Raw genomic sequence first — 26,080 nt, 5'->3', positions numbered from 1 at the left:
CGTGGGAGGGCCGGCTCGGCCCACTAACCACTAACCCGAACATTCACTTACGGAGAAAGAACAGAGCAATGGCACAGAAGAGCAAGGCCTATCGCGCCGCCGCGGAACAGGTCGACAAGGACAAGCTGTACAGCCCGCTGGAAGCTGCGCAGCTTGCCAAGGACACGTCGTCGAAGAACACCGACTCGACCGTCGAGGTCGCCATCCGCCTGGGCGTCGACCCGCGCAAGGCCGACCAGATGGTCCGTGGCACCGTCAACCTGCCGAACGGCACCGGTAAGACCGCCCGCGTGATCGTTTTCGCCGCCGGTGACAAGGCCGCCGAGGCCACCGCCGCCGGAGCCGACGAGGTCGGCGCCGAGGATCTCATCGAGAAGATCCAGGGCGGCTGGCTGGAGTTCGACGCCGCGATCGCCACCCCTGATCAGATGGCCAAGGTCGGCCGCATCGCCCGTGTCCTCGGACCGCGTGGCCTGATGCCGAACCCGAAGACCGGCACCGTGACCACCGACGTCACCAAGGCCATCAACGACATCAAGGGCGGCAAGATCAACTTCCGCGTCGACAAGGCAGCGAACCTGCACTTCGTCATCGGCAAGGCATCGTTCGACGTCGAGAAGCTGGCCGAGAACTACGGTGCAGCCTACGACGAGATCATGCGTGCGAAGCCGTCGGCCGCCAAGGGCCGCTACATCAAGAAGGTCACCGTCTCCACCACCACGGGCCCGGGCATCCCGGTCGACCCGCAGGTGAGCCGGAACTTCACCGAGGCGCCGTCCTGAGTCCCTGAGCAGACTCCGGAAACCCCCGACCCGTCATGGGTCGGGGGTTTTCCGCGTATGTGGGCGTCTTCCTGCGCGGTCCGTCGCGTTTGTGAATAATCTTGCGCAGAGGCGGATCCACGAGACACAGGCGGTGTTCTGATGGAAGCACGACCGACGAAGTTGGCCATCATAGGCGCGGGGGCGGTCGGCACCGCCGTCGCGTACGCGTCGTTGATCCGTGGTGTGGCGCGGACTATCGCGCTGATGGACATCAACACGGCGAAGGTGACCGCCGAGGTGCTCGACATGTCGCACGGACTCGAATTCGTCCCTCGCACCGACATCATCGGCGACGACGACGTGTCGGTCTGCGCCGACGCCGACGTCGTCGTGTTCACCGCGGGGGCCAAGCAGAAGCCGGGACAGTCGCGGCTCGAATTGGCCGAGGCCACCATCGGATTGACCAAGAAGATCATGCCGGGGGTGCTCGAGGTGGCGCCGAACGCCGTCTACATCATGGTCACCAACCCAGTCGACATCGTGACCTACGCGGCGCTGAAATACAGTGGCCTGCCCAGTAATCAGTTGTTCGGGTCCGGGACGGTGCTGGACTCGTCGCGGCTGCGCTTCCTCATCGCGCAGCATTGCGACGTGGCGGTGCAGAATGTGCACGCCTACATCGTCGGCGAGCACGGCGACACCGAGATCCCGCTGTGGAGTTCAGCCACCATCGGCGGTGTCCCACTACTGCATTGGAAGCCGCTGCCGGGCGGTGAGCCCATCGATGCTGCCGCCCGTGAGCGCATTCACCATGAGGTGGTGCACGCGGCGTACAAGATCATCGAGGGCAAGGGCGCGACCAACTATGCGATCGGGCTGGCCGCCACACGCATCGTCGAGGCGGTGCTGAACAACGAACATCGTGTGCTGCCGGTGTCGACGGTCGCCAAGGGGTATGAGGGCCTCGATGACGTGTGCCTGTCGTTGCCGACGATCGTCGACCGACACGGCGCCCAGACGCGGCTGGAGATGCCGATGTCCGAACTGGAGCTGTCCGGGTTGATGTCGTCGGCGGAAACCCTGCGCGGTATGCAGGCGAAGTTCGGGTTGTAGTCGGTCGGGTGTTCAGCGGTCCGTCAATCGGACTATTTCGGAGCACGCGACCGATCGAGCAGCCCGCGGTCGGATACTGTCACTGCATTCATCGAGGAATGTGGGAAGAGGGTTCGACATGCGTCGCTCACGGGTCGTTATCGCAGGAATGATGGCAACGGGGACGATGGTGATCGCGCCGCTGGCCGTCACCGCGCCCGCCGATGCAGCGACCGTCTACCGCAACTGCGACGCACTCAACGCCGACTACCCGCACGGGGTGGGAGAGCCCGGTGCCGTCGACTCGACATCCGGGGACCCGGTCACGAACTTCACCGTCGACCAGGACACCTATGACGCCAACAAGTCCGGCCGCGATCGCGACAAAGACGGAATCGCCTGCGAACAGCATTGATCCGGATTGTTCAGCCCACGTGAGGACGAGAACCGTCGACTGCTGCGGGCGCGCGATGCGATCGACCGCGCCTACGCCGGACCGCTCGACGTCCCCACACTGGCGCGCATCGCGCTGATCTCACCGGCACACTTCACCCGACGGTTCCGCGCCGTGTTCGGTGAGACGCCGCACCGCTATCTGCAACGTCGGCGCATCGAGCGGGCATGCACGTTGCTGCGCAACAGCGATCTGCCGGTGACCGACGTCGCGGCGGCCGTGGGCTACGAGAGCCTCGGCACGTTCAGCCGAACGTTCGCCTCGATCATCGGGCGCAATCCGTCGGAGTATCGAGCCGCTGCACTGTCGGGGCGGGTGGCGTCGGGGAAGGTGCCGTCGTGCTTCGTGCGCGAATGGGCCAGGCCGGTATCTGATCGGCCCGCTCGCTACGCTCCCGGCGCCGGTGCTTGATCGGCCCCTCGGCTGAGCAGTTTCGGAGAAGCCTCGCGCGGTCCCGCGACCGTATCGTCAGGTGCATGATCAACGGCATCAGCATCCATTCCATCTACGTTCTCGACCAGGACGAGGCGCTCGACTTCTACGTCGGCAAACTCGGGTTCACCGTCGGCGCCGACGTCGACATGGGCTTCATGCGGTGGCTGACGATCACGGCACCTGAACAGCCGGACCGCGAGATCCTGCTCTCGGTGCCCGGCCCGCCGGCGATGTCGGAGGACGCGGCAGCCGCAGTCCGGGATCTGCTGACCCAGGGCGCCCTCGGTACGACGATCCTGTCCACCGACGACTGCCGGGCAACCTTTGCGGACCTGTCGGCCAAGGGTGTCGAGTTCACGCAGGAACCCGAGGATCAGCCGTACGGCATCGACTGTGCCTTCCGCGACCCGTTCGGCAACCACATCCGGATGACCGAGCGCGCGCCGCAGGATCGCGAGATCACCGACGACGACATCAGTCGGTGGGCCCCCGACAACTGAGCGGCGTGACCGTTCGTCCCCCGGGTGTCGCCAAACTCTCCACGCGCACGCGGGGGAGCCGGCGAATTCGGGCGGAAGAACAGAAACATGGAACCGATTGGACCGCTGGATAGTCTGAGATATATGCGCGATGACAAGCTGCTCTCCAAGATCTCGGCGCTGCTGCGGCAGGCCGAGGGCACCGACAACCCGCACGAGGCCGAGACGTTCATGCAGGCGGCGCAGCGGTTGGCGACCGCGGCGTCGATCGACCTGGCCGTGGCACGCAGCCACGACCCGAACGGTCGTCAGAAGACCACGCCGATCTCGCGTCAGATCACCATCGGCGAGGCCGGCAAGCGGGGGTTGAAAACCTACGTTCAGCTGTTCGTCGCGATCGCGCGGGCCAACGACATCACGGTCGATGTGGCAGGCAACTCGACGTTCGTCCTGGCTTACGGTTATGCCGCCGACATCGACACCTGCGAAACCCTCTACACCTCGCTGGTCGTGCAGATGGTCGCAGCCAGCGACGCCTACCTCCGGTCCGGTGCCTACAAAGGTGAGGAGTTCTCCCGCGTCGTCACCCGCGGTTCCGGGTGGAGGGCACGTCGGGTCCTCGAGACCAAGCCGTTGTCGCCGATCACCGCCCGACTCAACTTCCAGTCGGCGTTCGCCGAACGGATCGGCAAACGGTTGAACGAGGCTCGGGAGCAGGCACGGGCCGAGGCGCTCACCGCCGACGCCGACGACGCGCACCGTCCGTCGAGCACCGCGCTGGCATTGCGCAACAAGGAGATCGAGGTCACCGACTTCTACCGCACCGAGTCCAAGGCGCGCGGCACCTGGCGGCCGTCGAGCGCCTCGGCCGGGTACTCGGAGGCGGCACGAAAGGCGGGAGACCGGGCGGGTCGGCGGGCCAAGATCGGTGCCGATCGCGAGTTCGGCACCGCGCGGGGATCGTTGGAGAAGTGAGGCGGGACATCAGGTCTCCGTGGCGGCCTCGTCGACCTGCTTCTCGACATGGAACACGTCCCCGCTGAGGAACTCGCTGGGCCGGACCGGGAAGGGTTGTGGTGTGCCGAGTCGATGACGCAGCCAGGCGCCGATGGCGCCGTCGTCCGACATCAGCGTCTGCACCACGATGGCACAGACCACCACGATCGCGGCATAGAAGAACAGCCAGCTGATGGCGACGAAGATGCCGCCGAGGGTGCCGTAGTGGCGAGTCGTCTCCCCGAGAATCGTCGGCAGGGCGATGCGACTGCCCACCAGCAGGATCGTGATGAACACCCCGGTGACCGCCCCCGCGAACGCCAGCAACCGCATCGGGACCTGCGACGACACCAGCAGCCGCGGCACCACGGTCCACATGATCGTCCAGATCACGAAGGTGGCCATCACCTCCAGCGCAACACCGACACCGCCGTATCCGCCGAAGGTGTGACCGGTGACGGTGATCCCGTGCAGCGAGCTCGACAGTCCTTGAGCGACCACACCGAGCGGTACGGCGAAGATCACCACCACCCAGCGCCACCACCCCGAGATGGGCAGTTTGGTCACGCCCCACACCGACACGTACATCCGTCCGAGCGCCCGCGACAACGAGGTGGCGCCCGCGATCGTCATCAGTGCGCCCAGCACACCGAAAGCGGTGGCCGACTGGGGAGTGGCGTTGGAGACGACGTCGACCTGTTGCGGATCGACGCCCAGCCCGTTGAGCGCCTTGGTGATGAAGGTGTGATCGGGCAGGGCGGTGAGCAGGATGACGATCGGCAGGATCGAGGTGAACGCCTGCGCTGCGAGCGTCATCGCCCGATCGGTGACGTCGTTGACCGCGAGGTCGCGGATGATGCGGATGATGATGTGCGCGCCGGGGATGACACGCGCCCGATCGGCGAGTGCGTTACCGCGCTCGCGCATCCGGGTACCCAGCGATGGAGAACTCAACCGGACGCCTCCCTCCCGCGGCCGGTGGTTGCTGCGGCTGCCGGTCAGATCTTAGTGCCGTCCCCGAATCCCTCGCCGAGTACGTCGACGGCCCGGTGCAGCTCGTCGAGGGCCGACCCCTCGCCACCGGCCCGGAACCAGCGATCGATCGCGGCGACCAGTGCGGTGACGATGCAGCGTCCCTGGATCAGGGCGGCGAGATCGTCGTCGGGCAGCGACCTCCCGGCCGCGATCGTCCGACCGATCCCGTCGCCGAGCGCCTCGGCGTATCCGGACACAGCCATGCGCAACTCGCGGCTGGCATCGAGCAGTCGCAGTTTCCGGCGGACGTCGGACATCGCCTCGGGTGTGAACATCTCCGCTGCGGCGTCGAGCGAACGGTGGACGGCCTCGAGCAGCGGGGTGCTCCGGAGGTTCTCGGTCAGTGCGGCGAGCACCACGTCGTCGAGCTCGTCGTACAGCAGGACGTCCTGCTTGCTGCCGAAGTACCGGTACACCGAACGTTCGCCCACCTCGGCGGCCGCCGCGATGTCCGCGATGGTGACGGCGGAGTATCCGCGTTCGTCGAACAGATCCAGGGCCACGCTCTGGATGTGCTGCATCGCCCGTGCACGCTTGCGGGAGCGGAGGTCGGGGAGCTGTGGTTGTGCGGTCATCGGGGTTCCTTCGGCTCTCCGACAAATGTACACTTACTGCCAAGTGGCGGTGACTGCCAAAATGGAATGGCGACGGAAGCGGGGCAGTGGTGGATGACGTCATCGAGGTTTCGGGTTTGACCAAGCGGTTCGGGCGCACCCAGGCGCTGGACGGCCTGGATCTGCGTGTGCGGGCCGGTCGGGTACACGGTTTTCTGGGGCCGAACGGAGCAGGCAAGTCCACGACGATCCGAGTGCTGCTCGGACTGATCCGCGCCGACGGAGGTGGTGCCCGGATGTTCGGCGAGGACCCGTGGCGTCGCGCGGTCGCCCTGCACGAGCGGCTGGCCTACGTCCCCGGCGACGTCGCGCTGTGGCCCGACCTGACCGGTGGTCAGTGCATCGACGTGCTCGCCTCGGCCGGTTCGGGGCTCGACGAGAAACGCCGGTCCGACCTCGTCGACCGGTTCGGCCTCGATGTCACCAAGAAGGCCGACGACTACTCCAAGGGCAACCGCCAGAAGGTGGCCCTGATCGCCGCGCTGTCGTCGCGCGCGGACCTGCTGATCCTCGACGAGCCGACCTCCGGGCTCGACCCGCTGATGGAGGAGGCGTTCCAGGAGTCCGTGCGCGAACGCGTCAGCGACGGTGTCACTGTCCTGCTCTCCAGCCACATCCTCTCCGAGGTCGAGACCCTCAGCCACGACGTCACCATCATCCGTGCCGGGAAGACCGTCCGATCCGGTGGGCTCGATGAGCTGCGCCGCGGGTCGCGGATCAAGGTTCATGCCCGCACACGCGGTGTTCCCGACGGGCTCTCGACGATGCCCGGCATCGGCAATCTCGACGTGACCACCGCCGACGGAGGGCACGGCCAGGAGCGCGACGTGCGGTTCGACGTGGCCGACACCGGCCTCGACGACGCCGTGGCCGCGCTGGTGGCCGTCGGTATCGACGCCCTCACCGTGCGCCCGCCGAGCCTCGACGAGCTGTTCCTCACCTCGTACGAGGACGCCGGCGAGCCCAGTCCCGCCGACGAGAGCGTCGGCGCGTCATGACCGCGACCGCCACCGCCCCGACGACCGGGCGGGCCGCGGCGACCGTCCGTCGCAGTGCAGGCGTGACGACGATGATCGCGCTCAGACTGCGTACCGGCTGGAAGCCGTACCTCATCTGGATCGCGTCGATCGTCCTCGGCTATCTGGGCACCGTCGCCGCGATCGACTCCACCTACACCACCCCGGAGCAGCTCGCGTCCTACGGAGCGACTTTCGCCGACGACAAGGCGCTCGCCGCCATCAACGGAACACCCTACGGTGCAACGACTCTCGGGGGTGTTGCGGCCAACGAGTTCGCCTTCCTGGCCGCGATCGCGTTCCCGCTGATGGCCACCCACCTGATCGCCCGCGCCACCCGAGGGCCGGAGGAATCCGGACTCCTCGAACTCGTGCGCTCGCGTTGCGTCGCGCGGTGGGCGCCGGCCGTCGCCGCGGTGACCCTGGCGCTGGCGGCCTTCGTGCTGGTGGCGCTCGGAATCTGGTTCAGCCTGCTCGCCTACGGCGTCGACGTCGGTAGCTCGGCGCTGTATGCGTGGTCGCTGGCCGGACTCGGCGCGGTATGGACGGGTATTGCGCTGTGCGCGGCCCAGTGGGTGCGGCGCACCCGCAAGGTGTACACGGCGAGCCTGCTCGTACTGGGAGCCGCCTACGGATTCCGCGCGATCGGCGACGTTCGAGACAACGGCTGGAAGTGGCTGTCGCCGTTGGCGTGGCAGCAGGAGACCCGGCCGTTCGCGTCGGATTCGCGCTGGTGGCCGTTGCTGCTCGCGATCGCGGTCGCGGTGGCCCTGCTCGCGGTCGGGGTGTGGCAGGCGGGTACCCGCGACCTCGGGTCGGGCCTGATGACCAGTCGGCCCGGCAAGGAGCGGGCCGGGCTGATCGCCGGATCAACCATCGGGCGCGCGATCGCCGAGCACCGCGGGTCGGTTATCGGCTGGACCGCCGGGGGACTGGCCGTCGCCATCGTCTTCGGCGCGTTGGTGCATGACGTCAGCGAGGCGTTCGCGGGTAACCCATCGCTCGGCGAGGCGCTGGGCGGTAGCGGTTCGGGTGCCGAGGCGATCGACCTGTATCTGGCGCTGACGATCACCATCCTTGTCCTGATGGCGGGCGGCTTCGTCATCTCCGCGGTGTCGCGACTGCGGGCGGACGAGACGGATGGACGGCTGGAGACGACGCTGGCGCAGCCGATCAACAGACCGTCGTGGTTCGGAGCCGAGATCCTGGTGATCACCGTGGGCATGCTGATCGTCACCCTCGTCCCGACGCTGGTCCTCGGCCTGGTTGTGGCCCAACAGCTCTCGGACAGCACCGAGATCGGGCACAACCTGATGGCCGGTGTCGACTACCTGCCGGCCGTGGGAGTTCTCGGTGGGTTCGCGTTGCTGCTGTTCGGCTGGTTACCGCGGTGGCAGTCGTTGGCATGGCTGCTGCTCGGCTACACGACGGCGATCGCGTTCCTCGGTGGCATCCTCGACATTCCCGACGCGGTGCTGCGGCTCTCGCCGATGTACTCCGTCGGCAACGTCCCGCTGGAGTCGGTGTCGGTCACCGGTGTGGTGGTCCTCGCCGTTGTCACGGTCGCGATGGTAAGTGCGTCGATGGTCGGGTTCCGTCGACGAGACATCCCCGGGTGAGGTCGCGCGACACCGGTCGAAGTCAGGTGTACGCCGCCGAACGGCTCGTGCACCGATTGTTCGACCACGCGGGCAGCGGCGTGAACGGACGGACGGTCGAGTTGGCCGGCACGCAGGTCACCCTGCCCTCCGAGGCGCTCTTCGCGTCGGTGGAGTCGGTCGCCGACTATGTGACGCGCGTGCTCGCGATGCCCGGTGTCGCCGACGAGTTCACGCGGGCGGCCACGCCGGTGCGGGTACGCCGACGACGCGGTCATCGATCCGCGGAGTATCACCTCACGGCCGACGGGGCCGAGATCGCGGTACCGACATCGGAGGAGGGCCGCTGGGCGCTACGCGAACTCGTCGTCCTACACGAACTCGCACACCACCTCGACGACTCGGATGACCCGCCGCACGGCCGTGGATTCGTGCACACCCTGATCGACCTGGTCGGGCTGGTCATGGGGGCCGAGACCGCGTTCGTCTATCGGGTGATGTTCGCCGACAGCGGCGTCGGCTGAGCGCCGGAGTTGTGGAGGGGTGTCGTCATCCGGTCGCTGAGAGGCCGGGAGTTTGGGGAGGGCGAAGGCGACCAACCGCGGCCTGAGGAGGGTCGGGGGTTGGGGAGGGTGAAGGCGACCACCCGGTGCCTGAGCAGGGTCGGGGGTTGGGGAGGGTGAAGGCGACCACCCGGTGCCTGAGCAGGGTCGGGGGTTGGGGAGGGCGAAGGCGACCACCCGGTGCCTGAGCAGGGTCGGGGGTTGGGGAGGGCGAACGCCGCCACCCGGTGCCTGAGGAGGGCCGGGGGTTGGGGAGGGAACGCCACCACCGAGTGCGTGAGGAGGTCCGGGAGTTGGGGAGGGAACGCCACCACCCAGTGCGTGAGGAGGTCCGGGAGTTTGAGGAGGGTGAACGCCACCACCCGGTGCCTGAGCAGGGTTGGAGGTTGGGGAGGGTGAAGGCGACCACCCGGTGCCTGAGGAAGGCCGGGGTTGAGGGCGAACGCCACCACCCAGTGCGTGAGGAGGTCCGGGAGTTTGAGGAGGGTGAACGCCACCACCCGGTCCCTGAGGAGCCTCGCGAGGAACGAGCGATGCGTCACGAAGGGCCCTTCGTGACGCATCCTCGCAGGCTCGGAGGCTCCTCAGGGACCGGGTGGTGGGCGCCGCTCGCGGGCTCGGAGGCTCCTCAGGGACCGGATGGTGACGCATCCTCGCGGGCTCGGAGGCTCCTCAGGGACCGGGTGGTGGGCGCCGCTCGCGGGCTCGGAGGCTCCTCAGGGACCGGGTGTGGGTGCCGCTCGCGGGCTCGGAGGCTCCTCAGGGACCGGGTGTGAGCCCGGATGGGAGCACTCGCAGGCACAACCTCACCGAGGGGCGTTCGCCTCAGAAGTCCCCGCCGGCCAGGAATGTCAGATAGCTCGGATGCCGCGGATCGAGCACGAGCCGCTGCCGTCGACCCCGGGCCTTGATCAGGTCGGGGACCACCGTGAGATATCGCGGGAAGCTGGCCGCGTACACGTCGACCCGCAGGCGATGCCCGGGTTCGAGGACCGCGTCGGTCGGCACGAGGTCCACGTCGATGCGCACCGGCTGGTCGGCCGGCACGGGCAGCTTCCGCTTATGTGACAGGTAGTGGTGGGCCGACAACAGGCTGCCGTCCGAGGCGTAGGTCGACTGCGAACGGTCCAGTGCCCGATTGGATGCCGACAAAGCGCCGTTGGTGAGCACCGTCGACGTGCCGTCGGGTGCCACATCGTTCACGGTGACCGCCCAGATGGCCTCGTGAGCGGTGGTGGCGACATTCAGCCGCAGGTTCATGGCACCGCTGATCTGGGTGGACGCGGTGACCGGTTCCGATGTGAACGACAGACCACCTTGCTCCTGGTATCGGGCGTCGACGGTGAAGTTCTGCCCGAATGCCATCGCGGCCCCGGCGGTCACCTGCGTCATGTCCCGTGACGCGGCGCCGCGCACGTCGGGCCGGACGGTCAGCGACGCCTGGTGGTCGACGGGGTGCCGCGTGAGCGTCCCGTCGTGGACGGCATGCTCGGCGGTGCCCGACGACACGTCGCTGAGATAGAGACGCGTCGGTTGCACACCGGGACGCGGGAAGCTCGGGCCCGACGTCCACGATCCGCCCTGCTGGCGCATGGTGACGGGCCCGTAATACTCGACGCCGTTGCGGTGGCCTTTGAGCCAACGGTCGAACCAGGCTCGCTCCAGGACGTCGAGCCGGGGTGGTGAGAACTTGCCGCCGTACCCTGAGCCGACGTCGACGTGATAGCCGTCGCCGACGAGCATCTGCTTGCGGCCCGGCTCCATCTGCAGGCGTTCGTAGATGCCGGTCGCGCTGCGCCCGAAGAGGTCGTGCCAGGCGCCGACGGTGAAGGTGGGGACCTCGATCTGATCGATCAGCGGGTCGCGCTCGTCGAAGTAGGGGTCGTCGAAGATGCGGTCGTCGCGAGCGGTCAGGAAACCCCACAACAGGGACCCGATCTCGGTGGCGGGCGACTTGATGCGGTCGCGCGCCCATCGCAGGGTGTCGCCGCGCAGCAGATCACGGATCGGGCTGGACGGATTGGGTACCCATTTGAGGAGGTTGACCACCGAAAGCCAGGCCGGGATGAATGCCGACGGCATGCCACCGGTGATGTAGATGTCGCGCACGATGTCGTCGCAACCTTCGACGGCGAAGACGGCCTGCAGCGCGGGCGGTCTTTTGTCGGCGGCCTGCAGCGAGTTGATCGCCGAGTACGACCATCCGGCGAGGCCGACGGCCCCGTTGCACCAGTCCTGCTGCGACGCCCAGTCGATGATCTCGACGGAGTCCTCTTGCTCGCGTTTGCCGAGGATCTGCCATTTGCCCTGACTGGCCCCGGTGCCGCGGACGTCGACGATCACCTGGACGTAGCCGCTGCGCACCAGGTTGCGGTTGACGCCGAAAACGTCGAACACGCCGCCGGCCAGTGTCTTGGTGAGGGTGGTGACCCCCTCGAGCCCGGTGCCCGTGCCGTCGATGGACTCCGAGGCCGTGCGCAGCGCCTTCCCGAGAACGGGCGCATGCAGGGTGTGATCGAGGACGTCGACGGCCAGGCGGTTGTACGGGTTGATGTTGACGATGGCGGGGTAGGGCGTCAGGACGGTCTGGCCGAACCGGTTGGCGGGGCGGACCACGGTGGCGCGCAGCCGGACACCGTCGCTCATCGTCAGCACGACGTCGCGGTCGATGGAGACGCGCGGGAAGAGCGGCTTTCCGTCGACCTGTTCACGCCAGCGGATGGCGTCGGCGCCGCCGGTGGGATCACCGAGCGGAAGCGAACCGAAATGCGGCTTGCCAATCCGGACCGACCCACGGCGGGGTTGGGGCTGACCTGCCCCGGAAGGTCCGGCTTGATCCAACCGATACGTCATGGTGCATCACCCTGCCTCTGGCGATGATGCACACCACTATCCCGCGGGCATCATTGCCTGCTACTCGTCCCGGTACCCGCCTTGGTACCGAATGCGAGGTGAGACACACTCCACAGATGTGGTGTCCGTCACCTCGCCGGACGAGGATAACTCAGCGTCTGTATCGGATCGCTAACTAGGGGGCGTCGGTTTCATCATGCTCTCGTAACCGAAGGTCAACGGCGAGGGCCGCTTCCAGCGCCATCCAGGCCGAGAGCTGCACCGAAAGGTCGCACTCCGGGATCTGTGACGATGACACCGCACCGCCCCTGAACTGGGCTTTTCGGCCTGACTCGGTTGGTTTGGTGGCCGGCCGCCGCCAGTCGGGGCCGAAGATCGGCCCGTACTCGGTGTCCAGACGGTGGTTCCACACCGCGTCGGCGCTCGCGGTGACGATGGTGGCCGCCCGGGTGCGCAGATCGTCGGCGCCGTCGAAAGACGGGACGTCGGTGACGATCAACGCCAGATAACGGGCGAGGATCCCGGCGAACAATCCTCCGTCGCCACCCCCGGCGCCGGGGATCACCCCGTGATCGCACAACCGTGTCTCCACCGCGCGCAACAGCCGGTCGAGGCGGTCGGCGTGGACCGCCGAACCGGTGCGGCGCATCAGCTCCACCTCCGTGCCCAGCACCACGCCCTGGCAGTAGGTGTAGATGTCGGTGACCGGTGTGAGCTCGCCGCTGGGACCGGGTTTGACGCCGTCGATCACCAGGTGTGAGTCGTCGGCGATGAGGGTCCGGTCCATCCAGTCGGCCATGGCGCTCGCCCGCTCGACGTGGCCGGTGCGGGCGAGCAGGATGGCCGCCGGGCCGTTGGCCGGCGCGTTGAAGAACAGATCCGTCGTCCGCCATGGAATCCCGCCACCGTGCTGCGGCACCCAGGCGTCGAGCATGCGGCCCGTCAAGGTCCTCAGCGCGCAATGGTGGTCGAGGTGCAGGTGTCGGTCGGCGCGTTCGATCGCCAGGCCCAGCCAGGCCATGTCGTCGTAGTAGTCATTGGTCCATCGGCCCAGGTTGCGCAGCCGGATGCCCCGCAGCAGCCGGTCGACCGTGTACGCTGATGCACTCGTCGACGAACCCGTTTCCGCTGGTGCAGCGGCCGACGAACTCCTGTCCGCTGGTCCAGTAGCCGACGAACTTCCTTCCGCTGGTCGAGTGGTCGACGAACCTCTCTCCGCTGGTGCAGTGGCCGACGAACTGCCTTTCGCTGGTCGAGTAGCCGACGAACGAAGTGAGGAGGCGTATCGAGACCCGGCACCGAGATCACGGTGGATCGCGTGGTCCACCAACAGGTCCACGAAGTGTGCCTGCCACCAGTAGTGCCACCGGCCGAGGTGCCCGGGAAACCGTCCGGTGGGCCACGCGATCGCGGCCAACCGGGTGCCCGGCATGCCGAGCAGGCGGTGCAGATGCCGATCGATCACGGCCGCCGCTGCTGCCGACGCCCGATCGGCGGCGGTCATCGACGCAGGTCCGCCCGACGATGCCCGCTCGGGGGACGATTTGGATGCATCACGCACCGTCCGGTAGCCTCATTCCTTGGTGTGGCGCACATCCGTGTGCCGTATCGGTTCAACCAGAGACCGTCGGTCGTCGGGAGTGATCCCGATCGAAGGTCCGGCCCACGTCATCGAGGTGGCGATGTGGTCGGCGGCCCACGCAGGGAGAACGAGGATTGACCGGCGAGCTTCTACCCGCCTGTTCACGCCCCGTGCCATCTGCGTGCCGGGGCGTTTGTTGTTTTGCGACAACGGATGTTCGCCCCTCTCGGCTCCGGTTGGGCCCGACCCAACTCTAGTGATGAGAGAGGAGGCGAAGTATGGCCAAGTCCGACAAGGTCGCCGCAGTAGCGGAGATCGCCGAGCAGTTCAAGGGATCGACGGCGACGGTCGTCACGGAATACCGTGGCCTGTCCGTCAGTCAGATCACCGAACTGCGTCGTTCGCTCGGTGAGGGCGCAACCTACTCCGTCGCCAAGAACACCCTGGTGAAGCGTGCCGCCGCCGAGGCGGGCGTGGAAGGGCTCGACGAGCTGTTCACCGGTCCGACCGCGATCGCCTTCATCGAAGGCGAGCCGGTGGTGGCCGCGAAGGCGATCAAGACGTTCGCCAAGGACAACAAGGCTCTGGTCATCAAGGGCGGCACCATGGACGGCCGTGCGCTGTCCGTGGCGGAGATCGAACAGATCGCCGACCTGGAGACCCGTGAGGTTCTGTTGGCCAAGCTCGCCGGTGCCATGAAGGGCAACTTGGCAAAGGCTGCCGGTCTGTTCAACCAGCCGGCTTCGCAGGTGGCGCGCCTGGCCGCGGCCCTGCAGGAGAAGAAAACCGAAGCCGGCGAGTAACTCGCGCCGCACAAAGCAATCCCCGACGGGCCAATCCGCACTGGGATGAACCAACCCCCGTACGGGGACTGACAGGAAGGACGCCACCATGGCGAAGCTCACCGCTGACGAGCTCATCGATCAGTTCAAGGAACTGACCCTGCTGGAGCTCAGCGATTTCGTGAAGAAGTTCGAAGAGGTCTTCGAGGTCACCGCGGCCGCTCCGGTCGCCGTTGCCGCTGCCGGTGCTCCGGCTGCCGGTGGCGCCGAGGCCGCTGCTGAGCAGGACGAGTTCGACGTCGTGCTCGAGGGCGCGGGCGACAAGAAGATCCAGGTCATCAAGGTGGTCCGTGAGATCGTCTCCGGCCTGGGCCTGAAGGAAGCCAAGGACCTCGTCGAGGGTGCTCCGAAGCCGATCCTGGAGAAGGTCGACAAGGAAGCCGCCGACGCCGCCAAGGCGAAGCTCGAAGAGGCCGGCGCTTCGGTCTCCGTGAAGTGACGTTCGGTCTCCGACCGAGCATGTAAGACCTTGATGCCCGCTCGCTGAGCGTCAGCGTCACGAAAGGCCCCGAGTCATTGCGACTCGGGGCCTTCTCGCGTTTGCAGGCCGGTCACGCGCCCTTCGTGACACCCCTCCGCTGGCGCTCCGGGGTTCCTCAGGGAGCGGTGGGGTCGCCCCTTGTGCTGGGGCCTGCGGGTCGGCAGGGAGCGGTGGGGTCGCCCTTGTGCTGGGGTCTGCGGGTCGGCAGGGAGCGGTGGGGTCGCCCCTTGTGCTGGGGCCTGCGGGTCGGCAGGGAGCGGTGGGGTCGCCCTTGTGCTGGGGTCTGCGGGTCGGCAGGGAGCGGTGGGGTCGCCCTTGTGCTGGGGTCTGCGGGTTGGGTTGGGGGTGGCGTCGCGCCCCCGTGCGGTGGGGCCGACGCCTCTTGGTGTCCGTGGACATCACCGCAGCGGGCCGCGAGGTGGATTATCCAGTCGACCGGACACCACGGCGATGTGGACGGACATCGGTCGACGGCGCCCGAACCGCGGAGAGGCCACGCGAGCGCGGTCGTCGTCCCGCATGTGATGGCCCGCGCACTTTTCATCGGTGGGTGGGATCGGCTACGCTCATCCCCCGAGCCAAGTTACCGATGGGTAAGGGTGGACGGCGATGACCGCGGGGGGTGCGGGTCGATCGTCCAGCTTCCGGCGATTGACAGGTGTGGGTGCAGGTGGGTGTCCGCTACAGTGACCCCAACCACAAATGTCACCGGTTCGTGTGTGGTCACACCGACCGCCGCAAGGGGGCAGCGAATGTCTGGGAGGATGCCGTGGGTGTAGAGGTCAGTGTTGAGGGGCTCACCAAGTCGTTTGGTTCGCAGAACATCTGGCGTGATGTGACGATGACGCTGCCGACGGGTGAGGTGTCGGCGCTGCTGGGACCGTCCGGTACGGGTAAGTCCGTGTTCCTGAAGACGCTGATCGGCCTGCTGCATCCCGAACAGGGATCGGTGATCATCGACGGTACCGACATCACCAAGTGCTCGGCCAAGGAACTCTACGAGATCCGCAAGCTGTTCGGCGTGCTGTTCCAGGACGGTGCACTGTTCGGGTCGATGAGCCTGTTCGACAACATCGCCTTCCCGCTTCGTGAGCACACGAAGAAGAAGGAAGACGAAGTCCGCGACATCGTGATGGAGAAGATCGACCTGGTCGGTCTGACCGGGGCCGAGGACAAGCTGCCCGGTGAGATCTCCGGCGGTATGCGCAAGCGCGCCGGCCTGGCCCGCGCCCTCGTGCTGGACCCACAGATCATCCTGTGCGACGAGCCGGACTCCGGTCTGGATCCGGTGCGTACCGCCTACATCTCCCAGCTGCTGATCGACATCAACGCGCAGATCGACGCGACGATCCTGATCGTGACGCACAACATCAACATCGCGCGCACCATCCCCGACAACATCGGCATGCTGTTCCGCAAGGAGCTGGTGATGTTCGGCCCGCGTGAGCAGCTGCTCACCTCAGAGCAGCCGGTGGTCAAGCAGTTCCTCTCCGGTGACCGGTTCGGTCCGATCGGTATGTCCGAGGAGAAGGACGAGGCCGTGCAGAAGCAGGAAGAGGCGATGCAGGCCGCGGGTATCGGTGGTGGCGGTACCAAGGACGACTTCTCCGAGATCATCCCGCAGGTGCAACCCAACCCGGGGATGCCCGAGCGCAAGGCCGTCGCCCGGCACCGCGAGCGCGTGCACGAAATGCTGCACACCCTGCCGCCGAACGCCCAGGAAGCGATCCGCCGCAGCATGGAAGAAGAAGACCGGATGCGCGCCGAGGTCGACGCCCACCACGAGGATCAGCAGAACATCGCTGCAGGTGGTGACGGCCGCTCCTCGGACGAGTGGACATCTGCCGGGGACGACTATCCCGGGAGTGACGCACCGACCCAGAGTTGGGCGACTCCGCCGGTGAGCGACAGCTCCGCCGACAGCACCGATACCCAGCCGATCGAAGCCGGCCGGCACCATTCCAACGACGGTCGGAGTCAATAAGAATGGCAAGTGCCACCACGCGTGGCGTTGATCGGATAGCTCGGGCCGGAACAGGTGCACTCGCACAGACCGGCAACATCGTGCAGCTTTTCGTCGATGTCGCGCGGCAGTCTTTTGTGCGCCCGTTCCAATGGCGGGAGTTCATCCAGCAGGCCTGGTTCATCGCGAGCGTGACGATCCTGCCGACCGCCCTGATCGCGATCCCGTTCGGGGCGATCGTGTCGCTGCAGACCGGCTCATTGATCAAGCAGCTCGGCGCCGAGTCGTACACCGGTGCGGCCAGTGTCCTGGTGGTCATCCAGCAGGGTTCACCGCTGGTGACGTCGCTGCTGATCGCCGGCGCCGCCGGGTCGGCGGTCGCCGCCGATCTCGGGTCGCGCACGATCCGTGAGGAGATCGACGCGATGGAGGTACTCGGCATCAACCCGATCCAGCGCCTCGTGGTGCCTCGTGTGCTCGCCATGGTGTTGGTGGCGATGCTGCTGAACGGCCTGGTCGCCGTGGTCGGTATCGGTGGTGGCTACTTCTTCAACGTCATCGTGCAAGGTGGCACGCCCGGCGCGTATCTGGCGTCCTTCGGCGCCCTGGCGCAGTTGCCCGACCTCTATGTCTCGACGCTGAAGGCGGCGATCTTCGGTGTGCTCGCCGGCGTTGTCGCAGCCTACAAGGGCCTCAACCCCAAGGGCGGCCCCAAGGGCGTCGGTGACGCCGTGAACCAGAGCGTGGTCATCACGTTCCTGCTGCTCTTCCTGGCCAACCTGATCATCACTGCGGTGTACCTGCAGATCGTTCCGCCGAAGGGAAGCTAGGCATGGCCGGTGATGAGGGTGGCGTGACGATCGCGAAGTCGCGGCCCGAGTACTACATGTACGAGGCGCGCAAACAGCTGGGCCGACCGCTCAAGGTGCTCGACGGCGCCGGCGAGCAGATGTCGTTCTACGGACGAACGCTGGCGTGGATTCCCAAGACGCTGGTGCACTACACCCGGGAGGTGCTGCGCCTGCTGGCCGAGGTCGCCTTCGGTTCCGGTGGCCTGGCGGTGATCGGCGGCACCGTCGGCGTGATGGTGCTGATGTCCGGGTTCACCGGTGTGGTCGTCGGGCTGCAGGGCTATGCGGCGCTCGATCAGATCGGGTCGCAGGCACTGACCGGCTTCCTCTCGGCGTACGTGAACACCCGTGAGGTGGCGCCGCTGGTGGCGGGTCTGGCGCTGTCGGCGACGGTGGGATGTGGCTTCACCGCGCAGCTGGGCGCCATGCGGATCTCCGAGGAGATCGACGCTCTGGAGTCGATGGCGGTGCCGTCGATCCCATTCCTGGTCAGTACCCGCGTGATCGCCGGGTTCATCGCGGTCATCCCGCTCTACGTGCTCGGTCTGTTGTCGGCGTATCTGGCCTCGCGGGTCATCACCACCGTGTTCAACGGCCAGTCCGGCGGCTCGTACGACCACTACTTCAATCTGTTCCTGCCACCCGCCGACGTGCTCTGGTCGTTCGGGAAGGTCCTGGTCTTCGCCTTCGTGATCATCCTGGTGCACTGCTACTACGGCTACTACGCGACCGGCGGTCCGGCCGGCGTCGGCGTGGCGGTGGGACACGCTGTTCGCGCCGCGCTGGTGCTGATCGCAGTCCTCGACTTCTTCCTCGGACTCGCGATCTGGGGAACCACCACGACGGTTCGAGTGGGAGGCTGATCGATGTCGACGCTGCGTCGCCGACTGTTGGGGCTGGTGTTCTTCCTGGTGGTCGCCCTGTTCTTCACGGTCACCATCATGAAGTTCAACGACAGCTTCACGACGTTCACCGACGTCACCCTCAAGACCGACTCGACCGGCAATGCCTTGCCGCAGAACGCCGACGTCAAGGCGCGCGGCGTCCTCGTCGGTGAGGTGCGCGACGTGGAACCCGCCCCCGACGGCTCCGTCTCGGTCACGCTGGGACTGGACCCGCAGATGGCCGATCAGCTGCCGCAGAACACCACCGCGCGCATCCTGCCGAAGACCCTGTTCGGTGAGCGATATGTGGCGCTACAGGTGCCGACCGAGAACCCGGATTCGGCGACGCTGGCCTCCGGCGACACCATCTACACCGACAAGAGCGGCAACGCCGAAGAGCTCCAGGAACTCTTCGACAAACTGCTGCCGGTGCTCAAGGCGATCCCGCCGCAGGACCTGAACGTCACGCTGACGTCGCTGTCGCAGGCGTTGGCGGGTCGTGGCGAGCAGCTCGGCGTCACCGTCGGCGAACTCGACACCATCTTCCGGCGGTTCAACGACAACATGCCGGAGCTGCAGGGCACCCTGCGCGGACTGGCCAGCTTCTCGCAGACGTACTCCGATGCGCTGCCCGACGTCATCGACGCACTGGACAACTTCCGCACCACGAACCGGACCATCGTCGAGCGCCAGGGGGATCTGCGGACACTCATCGCGACGGTGGGTGTGGCCGCCACCGACACCACCACGTTCCTGCAACAGAACCGCACCGACCTGATCGACCTCACCGTCGACGCGGAACCGTTCCTGGTCGGACTGGCCAAGCAGTCCCCGACGTTCACGTGCACGTTCCACAACTTCGCGACGTTGATCCCGGAGTCGCGCACCATCGTCGGGCAGGGCACCAAGAATCCCGGCGTGCGCGTCAACCTGACGTTCGTCAACCCGCGCGGCCGGTATCTGCCGAACCAGGACGAACCGCGCTTCCTCGACCTCGACCCACCCGCGGTCTGCTACGAGCCGGCCACCAACGGCCGTCCGTTCCCGCAGTACCCGGGCGGCGGACTCGCCGACGGCTCCTATCAGCCGCCGTCGCGTAACGCCGGCCCACGGACCATGCCGACCCTGCCGCAGCCGCAGTTCGCGGCCACCCCGGTCGGCACCATCCGGGCCAATCCGTTCGACGACCCCGACTACGTCAAGCAACTGAAGGTCATCTACGGCGGCGCCAACGGCACCGATCCCGAGAAGGTGCCCACCTGGGTCACCACGATCGGTGGCGCGTCGCTTCAGGGAGCGCAGGTCACCATCCGATGAAATCTCTCACCGGACCGCTGATCAAACTGATCACCTTCGCGGTGGTCACGGTCCTCGCCACCAGTCTGCTGGCGCTGACCATCGCCAACGCCGGCGGTGACGGCGACAGCGACTACAAGGCCGTCTTCTCCGACGCGGCGCTGCTCAACAAGGGCGACGACGTGCGTATCGCCGGTGTCCGCGTCGGGCAGGTCACCAACGTCGAGGTGTACGACCGCAACCAGGCGATGGTGTCGTTCAACGTCGACCGCGACCATCTGCCCGCGGGCACCCAGATCTACATCCGGTACCGCAACCTCACCGGCCTGCGGTACCTCGCGCTGGAGAAGGGCGCCGGCGACCCCGACCAGACCGTGAGCACGGGCTACACCTTCGGCACCGACCCGGACAACCAGGACACCCATCCGGCGGTGAACCTGACCGAGTTGTTCAACGGGTTCAAGCCGCTGTTCCGCGAACTGTCGGCCGCCGACGTCAACACACTCTCCGAGCAGATCATCAAGATCTTCCAGGGCGAGGGCGGCAACATCTCCCAGCTGATCAGCAGTACGTCGGATCTCACCAACGCCATCGCCGACAAGGACAAGGTGATCGGGGAACTGATCACCAACCTGACCACGGTGCTCGACACCGTCAACCGCAACGACGACCAGTTCACCGCGCTGCTCGACAACACCGAGCAGCTCGTGACCGGCCTGGCCGCGCAACGTGGATCGGTGGGTTCGGCGATCAGCTCGGTCTCCAACCTCACCGCGGTCACCGCGTCGATCCTGCAACCGACCCGACCGGCGATCCAGGGGGACATCGCGGGACTCAAGGCGGTTGCCGACCAGATCAACGCACGTGACGAAGACGTCGCGCAGATCCTGACGAACCTGCCGGTCAAACTGCAGAAGATCGGCCGCGCCGCGACGTTCGGCTCCTGGTTCCAGTTCTATCTGTGCGGCATCGACGTGGTCGCCGGTAACGGTAAGTCGACGCTGCTGACCCAGCCCCTGGTCCCGTTGCCCGACATCAACCATGTGCTCTACACCAGCGCGGCCACCCGTTGCTGGAAAGACGAGAGGCCGGGGGGATGACCGGTGGCTGACGACGACATGAAGCCCGAAGACAACACGTCCGAAGACGACACGAAGAGCCCGCCCGCCGAGCACAGCCATCGACGGTTCGCGGGGCGCCGAAGCCCGGTGAGCATCGGCGCGATCGGCATCCTGGTGCTGCTGATGATGGCGGTGTCGGCGTTCTACCTGAACTCGCTGCCGCTCATCGGTGCCGCCGCGCGCTACACCGCGCAGTTCACCGAGGCGGCCGGCCTGAAGCCGGGCGCCGAGGTCCGCGTGGCCGGGGTCAAGGTCGGTGAGGTCGACGGCGTCTCACTCGACGGCGACCATGTCGACGTCAAGTTCCGGGTGACCAACACCTGGATCGGCGATCAGACCCAGGCGTCCATCCAGATCAAGACGATCCTCGGGCAGAAGTACCTGGGGCTCAACCCGCGGGGCAGCAAGCCCGCGGACCCCGACGTCCCGCTCACCGACACCGTCTCGCCCTACGACGTCGTCGAGGCGTTCTCCGACGCGACGACGCAGATCGAGGACCTCGACACCACCCAGCTCGCGGATTCGATGAAGACGCTGTCGAATGCGTTCTCCGGCACGGCCGGTGACATCGGCCCGTCGCTGGACGGTCTGAAGCGGCTGTCGGCGACCATCGCCAGCCGTGACCAGGAGGTCCAGCGACTGCTGGCGGCGACCAAGTCGACGTCGAAGATCCTGGCCGATCGCAACCAGGAGTTCGTCCGGTTGATCGCGGGTGCGGGCCAGCTGCTCGACGAACTGAACAACCGCCAGAAGGCCATCTCGACCCTGCTCTCCACCACCACGACCCTGTCGGATTCGCTGTCGGGGATCGTGCGCGACAACGAGGAACAGATCGGTCCGGCGCTGCAGGCGGTCCAGCAGGTCAACCAGTTGCTCATCGCGCAGAACCAGAACCTGCGGCAGACGATCACCTATATGGCGCCGTTTTATCGCCTCTACGCCAACGTGCTGGGCAACGGCCGCTGGTTCGAGTCCGTGGTGACCAACCTGCTGCCGCCGGCATTGCCGCAGCAGAACACGACCCGGCCGCCCAACAAGCAGAAGAACCAGAACAACGGTGGAACGGAGGCCGGCTGATGACGACAGCTCCCGACCTCACCGGCACCTCCGGTCCCGGCCGGTGGTTCACGCCGCGGCACATCGTGATGCTGGTGCTCGGTCTCATCATCGCGCTGATCGTGGCCGGTGTGCTGTGGTGGGCGTTCTCGCTGATCGGTACCACCAAGATCACCGCCACGTTTGCACGCAGCGTCGGCATCTACTCCGGCTCCGACGTGCGGGTCCTCGGTGTACCGGTCGGCAAGGTCGACTCGGTCACGCCGGAGGGCGACACCGTCAAGGTCACGATGACGGTCGATCGGGGAGTGGATCTGCCGGCCGATGTGCGCGCCGTGCAGATCATCCCGTCGGTCGTCGCCGACCGCTACGTACAGCTGACCCCCGCCTACAGTGGCGGGGAGAAGGCCCCCGACAACATCACGCTGTCGCTCAAGCAGACGATGGTCCCGGTCGAGGTCGACCAGATCTACGCGAGCGTGCAGAAGCTGTCCGAGGCGCTCGGCCCGGAAGGCGCGAACAAGAACGGCGCCGTGAGCGATCTGGTCACCACCGGCGCCGACAACCTGCGCGGAAACGGTGCCAAGCTGGGCGACGCCATCGAGCAGCTCTCCAAGGCCACCACCACGCTGAGCGATTCGCGCGGCAACATCGTCGACACGATCAAGAACCTGGATGTGTTCGTCGGTGCGCTGCGTGAGAACGATGCACAGGTGCGGCAGTTCAACACCCAGATGGCCTCGTTCAACAGCTTCCTGGCAGGGGAGCGCACCCAGCTGTCGGCCGCGCTGAACAAGCTGTCCGTCGCGCTGGGCGACGTCGCCGGTTTCGTCGAGGACAACCGTGACCTGCTGGGCCAGACCGTCAAAGATCTGGAACCGACCACGCAGGCCTTGCTGGACACCAAGGACCACCTCAAGGAGGTCCTCACCGTCCTGCCGGTCACGATCAGCAACCTCATCAACGCCTACGACGCGGAATCCGGCACGCTGGCGATGCGCTTGACCATCCCGGATCTGCAGGACCTCATCGGCGCGCAGTGCCGTCTGCTCGATCTCGGCAAACTGCTGCCCGGCAACCCCGCCGCGAAGCAGTTCAGCACCACGCTGAGTCCGCTGATCACCCACTGCGAGGACCTGGGCAAGCAGATCACCGACGGCGTCCTCGACCCGCTGTTGCCGGTGCTGCCGTTCGGCATCATGAGCAACAACAAGCTGCAGCGGTACCCGGCACCGGGCACCAGCTCGGGCAACCCGGATCCGGACCTGGAGTCGGGCGCCGAGTCGGCACCGCGAACTCCGAAGAAGCCGACCAAGCCCACGGCCACCCGACCGTCGGCGCGTCCCGGGGCAGGTGAGAACTGATGACCCGGAAGTTCCTGACCCGCAGGCCACTGCGCGCCGCCCTCGGCGCGGCGGTGGTGTCGATGGTGCTCGTCGTGTCCGGCTGCATGAGCAATGGAATCCAGTCCCTGCCGCTGCCGGGTGGGGTGGACACCGGCGACAACCCCCGGACCTACGAGATCCAGTTCGACGACATCCTCGATCTGGTGCCGCAGTCGATGGTCAAGATGAACGGCATCCCGGTCGGCACGGTCACCGCGATCGAGGTGCCAGACGACCAGTGGTACGCCCAGGTCAAGGTCAAGGTGAAGAACGAGGTCGACCTGTCCGACAAGGCCCGGGCCGCGGTGCAGCAGACGTCGCTGCTCGGTGAGAAGTTCATCGAGCTCACCGACCCGAAGGACGCCGAGAACCTGCCCCGGCAGGACCCGGCGACACCGATCCCGCTCGACCGCACCCGCACCGCAACCGACATCGAGCAGGTGCTCGGCGCATTGTCGATGCTGCTCAACGGTGGCGGGATCAATCAGCTGCAGCCCATCGTCACCGAGCTGAACAAGGCTCTGGCCGGGTCGGTCGACCAACCGTGCGAGGTCCCGCCGAAGGGCAACAGCTGTCCCGCCTTCCGAAGCCTGCTGGAGCAGACGAACTCGTTGATCACCAGCCTCAACCGGCAGCGCGACGACATCGTCACCGCCATCGACGGTCTCGCGCGGCTGTCCACCCGGGCGTCGAACCAGAAGACGCAGATCGAGCGGATCCTCAAGGAGCTGCCCGAGGGTGTCGCGGTGCTCGAGGAACAGCGTCCGCAGTTGGTGGACCTGCTCACCAAGCTCGACAAGCTCGGGCAGGTCGGCACCGACGTCCTCGGCAAGTCGCGCACGGCGTTGATCACCGACCTCAAGGCGTTGCGCCCGGTGCTGACCGAATTGGCGAAGGCCACCCCGGACCTCATCACCGCGGCACCGCTGATGCTGACCATTCCGTTCCCGGACTGGCTGCTGCCCGCGGTCCACGGTGACTCGACGAACCTCTTCATGACGCTCGATTTCCGGCTGCTCAACCAGCTCGAGGCACTGGGCGTCGGTCAGGGCACCCCGAAGTATTCGCCCCCGGAGCGGGTCAAGGTCCCGATCGATCCGAGCAACCCGTACGTCGGCGGGAACGGTCCGCGCTACGGGTGGCCGACGATCACGTTGCTGCCGCCGGGCCCGAACTGGAAGCCGGGACCGAACACCCCGCCGTCGGGCGGCACATACCCGATGAACCCGGCGTCGGGGTCGGCCAAGGCGCCGACGTCGGCGAAAACCCCGGCGAAGTCGGAGAAGAGCGATGACGGACAGTTCACGTTGATGCCGCCGGCCCAGCCGGGTCAGCGGTTCATCGACGGACCGCTCAGCATGATCGGAGCACAGTGATGATCATCGTCGTGGCACGGATCGGAGCGAGCTGATGCTGTCGAAGTTCGCCAAGATCCAATTGATCGTGTTCACGGTCGTCGGCCTGCTCGCGCTGGTCTACGTCGGCGCCAAGTACGCACGTCTGGATCGGCTCGCCGGGATCGGCCAGTACACGGTGACGGCGGCGATGCCGTCGTCGGGTGGAATCTTCACCAACGCCGAGGTGACGTATCAGGGTGTGCCGGTGGGTCGGGTCGGGAAGCTGACCCTGACCAAGACCGGTGTGGATGTCGCGTTGGAGTTGAACTCCGGCGGCCCGAAGATCCCGGCGTCGGCGACCGCGGTGGTGGCGAACCGTTCCGCGATCGGTGAGCAGTACGTGGATCTGCAGCCGACGTCGGCGCAGGGGCCCTACCTGTCGGACGGGTCGGTGATCACGAAGACGTCGGTGCCGCCGCCGTTGGAGGATGTGGTGGCCTCGGCGATCGATTTCACCTCGTCGATCCCGATCGATGATCTGCACACAGTGATCACGGAGCTGGGTAAGGCTTTCAACGGTCAGGGCGAGAACCTGACGCGGTTGGTGGACTCGCTGTCGAAATTGTCGCGGTCGGGGTACGACTCGCTGGACGAGACGATCTCATTGATCCGGAATTCCGATGTGGTGCTCTCGACGCAGGCCGAGCAGTCGGACGCGATCCTGGAATGGTCGCGGAATCTGGAGGTGGTGACCGCCACCCTGGCGTCGGCCGATCCGGATCTGCGGCGGTTACTGACGACGGGCACGGCGTCGGCGACGCAGATCTCGGCGTTGTTGCAGCAGTCGGGTGGCGACATCTCCACGGTGGTCAAGCAGTTGGCGTCCACGCTGCGCACCATCGAACCGACGAGTTATGCGACGTCGACGACGTTCGCCATGCTCTCCGCGTTGTCGGCCGGCAGCCACAGTCCGGCGCCCGGCGATGGTCAGATCCATTTCGGTGTGGTGTTGGAGACGAACAACCCGGCGGCGTGTACGCACGGTTATGAGAGCACGAACGCGATGATCCAGGAGATGAAGCGCAAGGATCCGTCGTTCGACATCCACTACGACGAGTTCCCGTTCAACACCAACGCCAAGTGCACGGTGCCGGTGGGCAACCCGACCGGTGTGCGCAGCGCCCAGCGGGCGACGTTGGCCAATCCGGCGTATCCGCAGCCGTGGGATGACATCCCGAAGAAGGACCCGGACAAGCTGAACCTGAACCCACTGGCCCGACAACTGGCCGCGCTGATGGGCGTGCGTCCCCAGTGAGGTGTTCGGTAATGATGCGCTCGGCAATGAGGCTTTTGGCAGTGAGGTGTTCGGCAGTGACGAGTGCG

24 protein-coding genes are annotated in these 26,080 nt (G+C 66.6%); 20 read left to right on the top strand and 4 right to left on the bottom strand.

What is annotated here, in order from left to right:
- Window positions 1-68: 68 nt before the first annotated feature.
- From rplA to ACVT6V_RS26340, 6 genes are all read left to right on the top strand, one after another.
- Window positions 69-782, top strand: coding sequence for a 50S ribosomal protein L1 (rplA, locus tag ACVT6V_RS26365; RefSeq protein WP_489897019.1), 714 nt, complete (start codon window positions 69-71; stop codon window positions 780-782).
- Window positions 783-923: 141 nt separating this feature from the next.
- The gene (locus ACVT6V_RS26360) at window positions 924-1,877 is read left to right on the top strand and encodes an L-lactate dehydrogenase (RefSeq protein ID WP_489897018.1); all 954 of its coding nucleotides are present in this window, start codon (window positions 924-926) and stop codon (window positions 1,875-1,877) included.
- Window positions 1,878-2,025: 148 nt separating this feature from the next.
- Entirely contained in the window at window positions 2,026-2,271 is a 246-nt protein-coding gene (locus tag ACVT6V_RS26355; RefSeq protein ID WP_489901026.1) for an excalibur calcium-binding domain-containing protein, read from the top strand.
- Window positions 2,272-2,277: 6 nt separating this feature from the next.
- Entirely contained in the window at window positions 2,278-2,721 is a 444-nt protein-coding gene (locus tag ACVT6V_RS26350) for a helix-turn-helix domain-containing protein (RefSeq protein ID WP_489897017.1), read from the top strand.
- Between the two features lie 65 nt (window positions 2,722-2,786).
- Entirely contained in the window at window positions 2,787-3,245 is a 459-nt protein-coding gene (locus ACVT6V_RS26345; protein ID WP_489897016.1) for a VOC family protein, read from the top strand.
- Between the two features lie 123 nt (window positions 3,246-3,368).
- Window positions 3,369-4,199, top strand: coding sequence for a DUF2786 domain-containing protein (locus ACVT6V_RS26340; protein WP_489897015.1), 831 nt, complete (start codon window positions 3,369-3,371; stop codon window positions 4,197-4,199).
- Between the two features lie 9 nt (window positions 4,200-4,208).
- Here the strand turns inward: ACVT6V_RS26340 and ACVT6V_RS26335 are convergent, their stop codons facing one another.
- Both ACVT6V_RS26335 and ACVT6V_RS26330 read right to left on the bottom strand, forming a co-directional pair.
- Window positions 4,209-5,174 carry a YhjD/YihY/BrkB family envelope integrity protein gene (locus ACVT6V_RS26335; protein WP_489897014.1) on the bottom strand — a complete coding sequence of 322 codons (966 nt, stop codon included), beginning with the start codon at window positions 5,172-5,174 and terminating at the stop codon, window positions 4,209-4,211.
- 44 nt (window positions 5,175-5,218) lie between these two features.
- A complete protein-coding gene (locus ACVT6V_RS26330; protein ID WP_489897013.1) occupies window positions 5,219-5,830 on the bottom strand; it encodes a TetR/AcrR family transcriptional regulator in 612 nt (203 codons plus the stop codon).
- Window positions 5,831-5,919: 89 nt separating this feature from the next.
- Between ACVT6V_RS26330 and ACVT6V_RS26325 the strand changes: the two genes are divergently transcribed.
- The 3 genes from ACVT6V_RS26325 to ACVT6V_RS26315 are packed head-to-tail and all read left to right on the top strand — an operon-like array spanning window position 5,920 to window position 9,007.
- A complete protein-coding gene (locus tag ACVT6V_RS26325; RefSeq protein ID WP_489897012.1) occupies window positions 5,920-6,867 on the top strand; it encodes an ABC transporter ATP-binding protein in 948 nt (315 codons plus the stop codon).
- The gene (locus ACVT6V_RS26320; RefSeq protein ID WP_489897011.1) at window positions 6,864-8,504 is read left to right on the top strand and encodes an ABC transporter permease; all 1,641 of its coding nucleotides are present in this window, start codon (window positions 6,864-6,866) and stop codon (window positions 8,502-8,504) included. Before ACVT6V_RS26325 ends, ACVT6V_RS26320 begins: the two co-directional genes overlap by 4 nt.
- On the top strand, window positions 8,501-9,007 hold the full coding sequence (locus tag ACVT6V_RS26315) for a TIGR04338 family metallohydrolase (protein WP_489897010.1): 507 nt from the start codon (window positions 8,501-8,503) through the stop codon (window positions 9,005-9,007). Before ACVT6V_RS26320 ends, ACVT6V_RS26315 begins: the two co-directional genes overlap by 4 nt.
- Window positions 9,008-9,871: 864 nt before the next feature.
- On the opposite strand, the gene ACVT6V_RS26310 is transcribed toward ACVT6V_RS26315, so the two are convergent.
- Window positions 9,872-11,899 carry a CocE/NonD family hydrolase gene (locus tag ACVT6V_RS26310; RefSeq protein ID WP_489897009.1) on the bottom strand — a complete coding sequence of 676 codons (2,028 nt, stop codon included), beginning with the start codon at window positions 11,897-11,899 and terminating at the stop codon, window positions 9,872-9,874.
- 175 nt (window positions 11,900-12,074) lie between these two features.
- Entirely contained in the window at window positions 12,075-13,403 is a 1,329-nt protein-coding gene (locus ACVT6V_RS26305) for a glycoside hydrolase family 76 protein (protein ID WP_489901025.1), read from the bottom strand.
- Window positions 13,404-13,759: 356 nt separating this feature from the next.
- Here ACVT6V_RS26305 and rplJ point away from each other — a divergent pair, with 356 nt between their 5' ends.
- The 11 genes from rplJ (at window position 13,760) to ACVT6V_RS26250 (ending at window position 26,012) form a co-directional block, all read left to right on the top strand.
- On the top strand, window positions 13,760-14,284 hold the full coding sequence (gene rplJ / locus ACVT6V_RS26300; protein ID WP_489897008.1) for a 50S ribosomal protein L10: 525 nt from the start codon (window positions 13,760-13,762) through the stop codon (window positions 14,282-14,284).
- A gap of 88 nt (window positions 14,285-14,372) precedes the next feature.
- On the top strand, window positions 14,373-14,762 hold the full coding sequence (rplL, locus tag ACVT6V_RS26295; protein WP_164310988.1) for a 50S ribosomal protein L7/L12: 390 nt from the start codon (window positions 14,373-14,375) through the stop codon (window positions 14,760-14,762).
- Window positions 14,763-15,573: 811 nt separating this feature from the next.
- Complete coding sequence (locus ACVT6V_RS26290) at window positions 15,574-16,788, top strand: ABC transporter ATP-binding protein (RefSeq protein ID WP_489897007.1); 1,215 nt, start codon at window positions 15,574-15,576, stop codon at window positions 16,786-16,788.
- A gap of 2 nt (window positions 16,789-16,790) precedes the next feature.
- Entirely contained in the window at window positions 16,791-17,597 is an 807-nt protein-coding gene (locus tag ACVT6V_RS26285) for an MlaE family ABC transporter permease (RefSeq protein WP_489897006.1), read from the top strand.
- Window positions 17,598-17,599: 2 nt separating this feature from the next.
- Window positions 17,600-18,481 carry an MlaE family ABC transporter permease gene (locus ACVT6V_RS26280; protein ID WP_489897005.1) on the top strand — a complete coding sequence of 294 codons (882 nt, stop codon included), beginning with the start codon at window positions 17,600-17,602 and terminating at the stop codon, window positions 18,479-18,481.
- A 3-nt stretch (window positions 18,482-18,484) separates the two neighbouring features.
- Window positions 18,485-19,819, top strand: a complete 1,335-nt coding sequence (locus ACVT6V_RS26275) for an MCE family protein (RefSeq protein WP_489897004.1) — start codon at window positions 18,485-18,487, stop codon at window positions 19,817-19,819.
- On the top strand, window positions 19,816-20,898 hold the full coding sequence (locus ACVT6V_RS26270) for an MCE family protein (protein WP_489897003.1): 1,083 nt from the start codon (window positions 19,816-19,818) through the stop codon (window positions 20,896-20,898). Before ACVT6V_RS26275 ends, ACVT6V_RS26270 begins: the two co-directional genes overlap by 4 nt.
- Before the next feature lie 18 nt (window positions 20,899-20,916).
- The gene (locus ACVT6V_RS26265) at window positions 20,917-21,996 is read left to right on the top strand and encodes an MlaD family protein (protein ID WP_489901024.1); all 1,080 of its coding nucleotides are present in this window, start codon (window positions 20,917-20,919) and stop codon (window positions 21,994-21,996) included.
- Window positions 21,996-23,339, top strand: coding sequence for an MCE family protein (locus ACVT6V_RS26260; protein ID WP_489897002.1), 1,344 nt, complete (start codon window positions 21,996-21,998; stop codon window positions 23,337-23,339). Before ACVT6V_RS26265 ends, ACVT6V_RS26260 begins: the two co-directional genes overlap by 1 nt.
- Before the next feature lie 14 nt (window positions 23,340-23,353).
- Window positions 23,354-24,736, top strand: a complete 1,383-nt coding sequence (locus ACVT6V_RS26255; RefSeq protein WP_489901022.1) for an MCE family protein — start codon at window positions 23,354-23,356, stop codon at window positions 24,734-24,736.
- 34 nt (window positions 24,737-24,770) lie between these two features.
- Window positions 24,771-26,012 carry an MCE family protein gene (locus tag ACVT6V_RS26250; RefSeq protein WP_489897001.1) on the top strand — a complete coding sequence of 414 codons (1,242 nt, stop codon included), beginning with the start codon at window positions 24,771-24,773 and terminating at the stop codon, window positions 26,010-26,012.
- Window positions 26,013-26,080 lie beyond the last annotated feature (68 nt).

This window comes from Gordonia sp. LMA167 (genome assembly GCF_058130025.1).
Note: the sequence above shows the minus strand (reverse complement) of the source record. Positions and strands in the feature narration are given on the sequence as shown.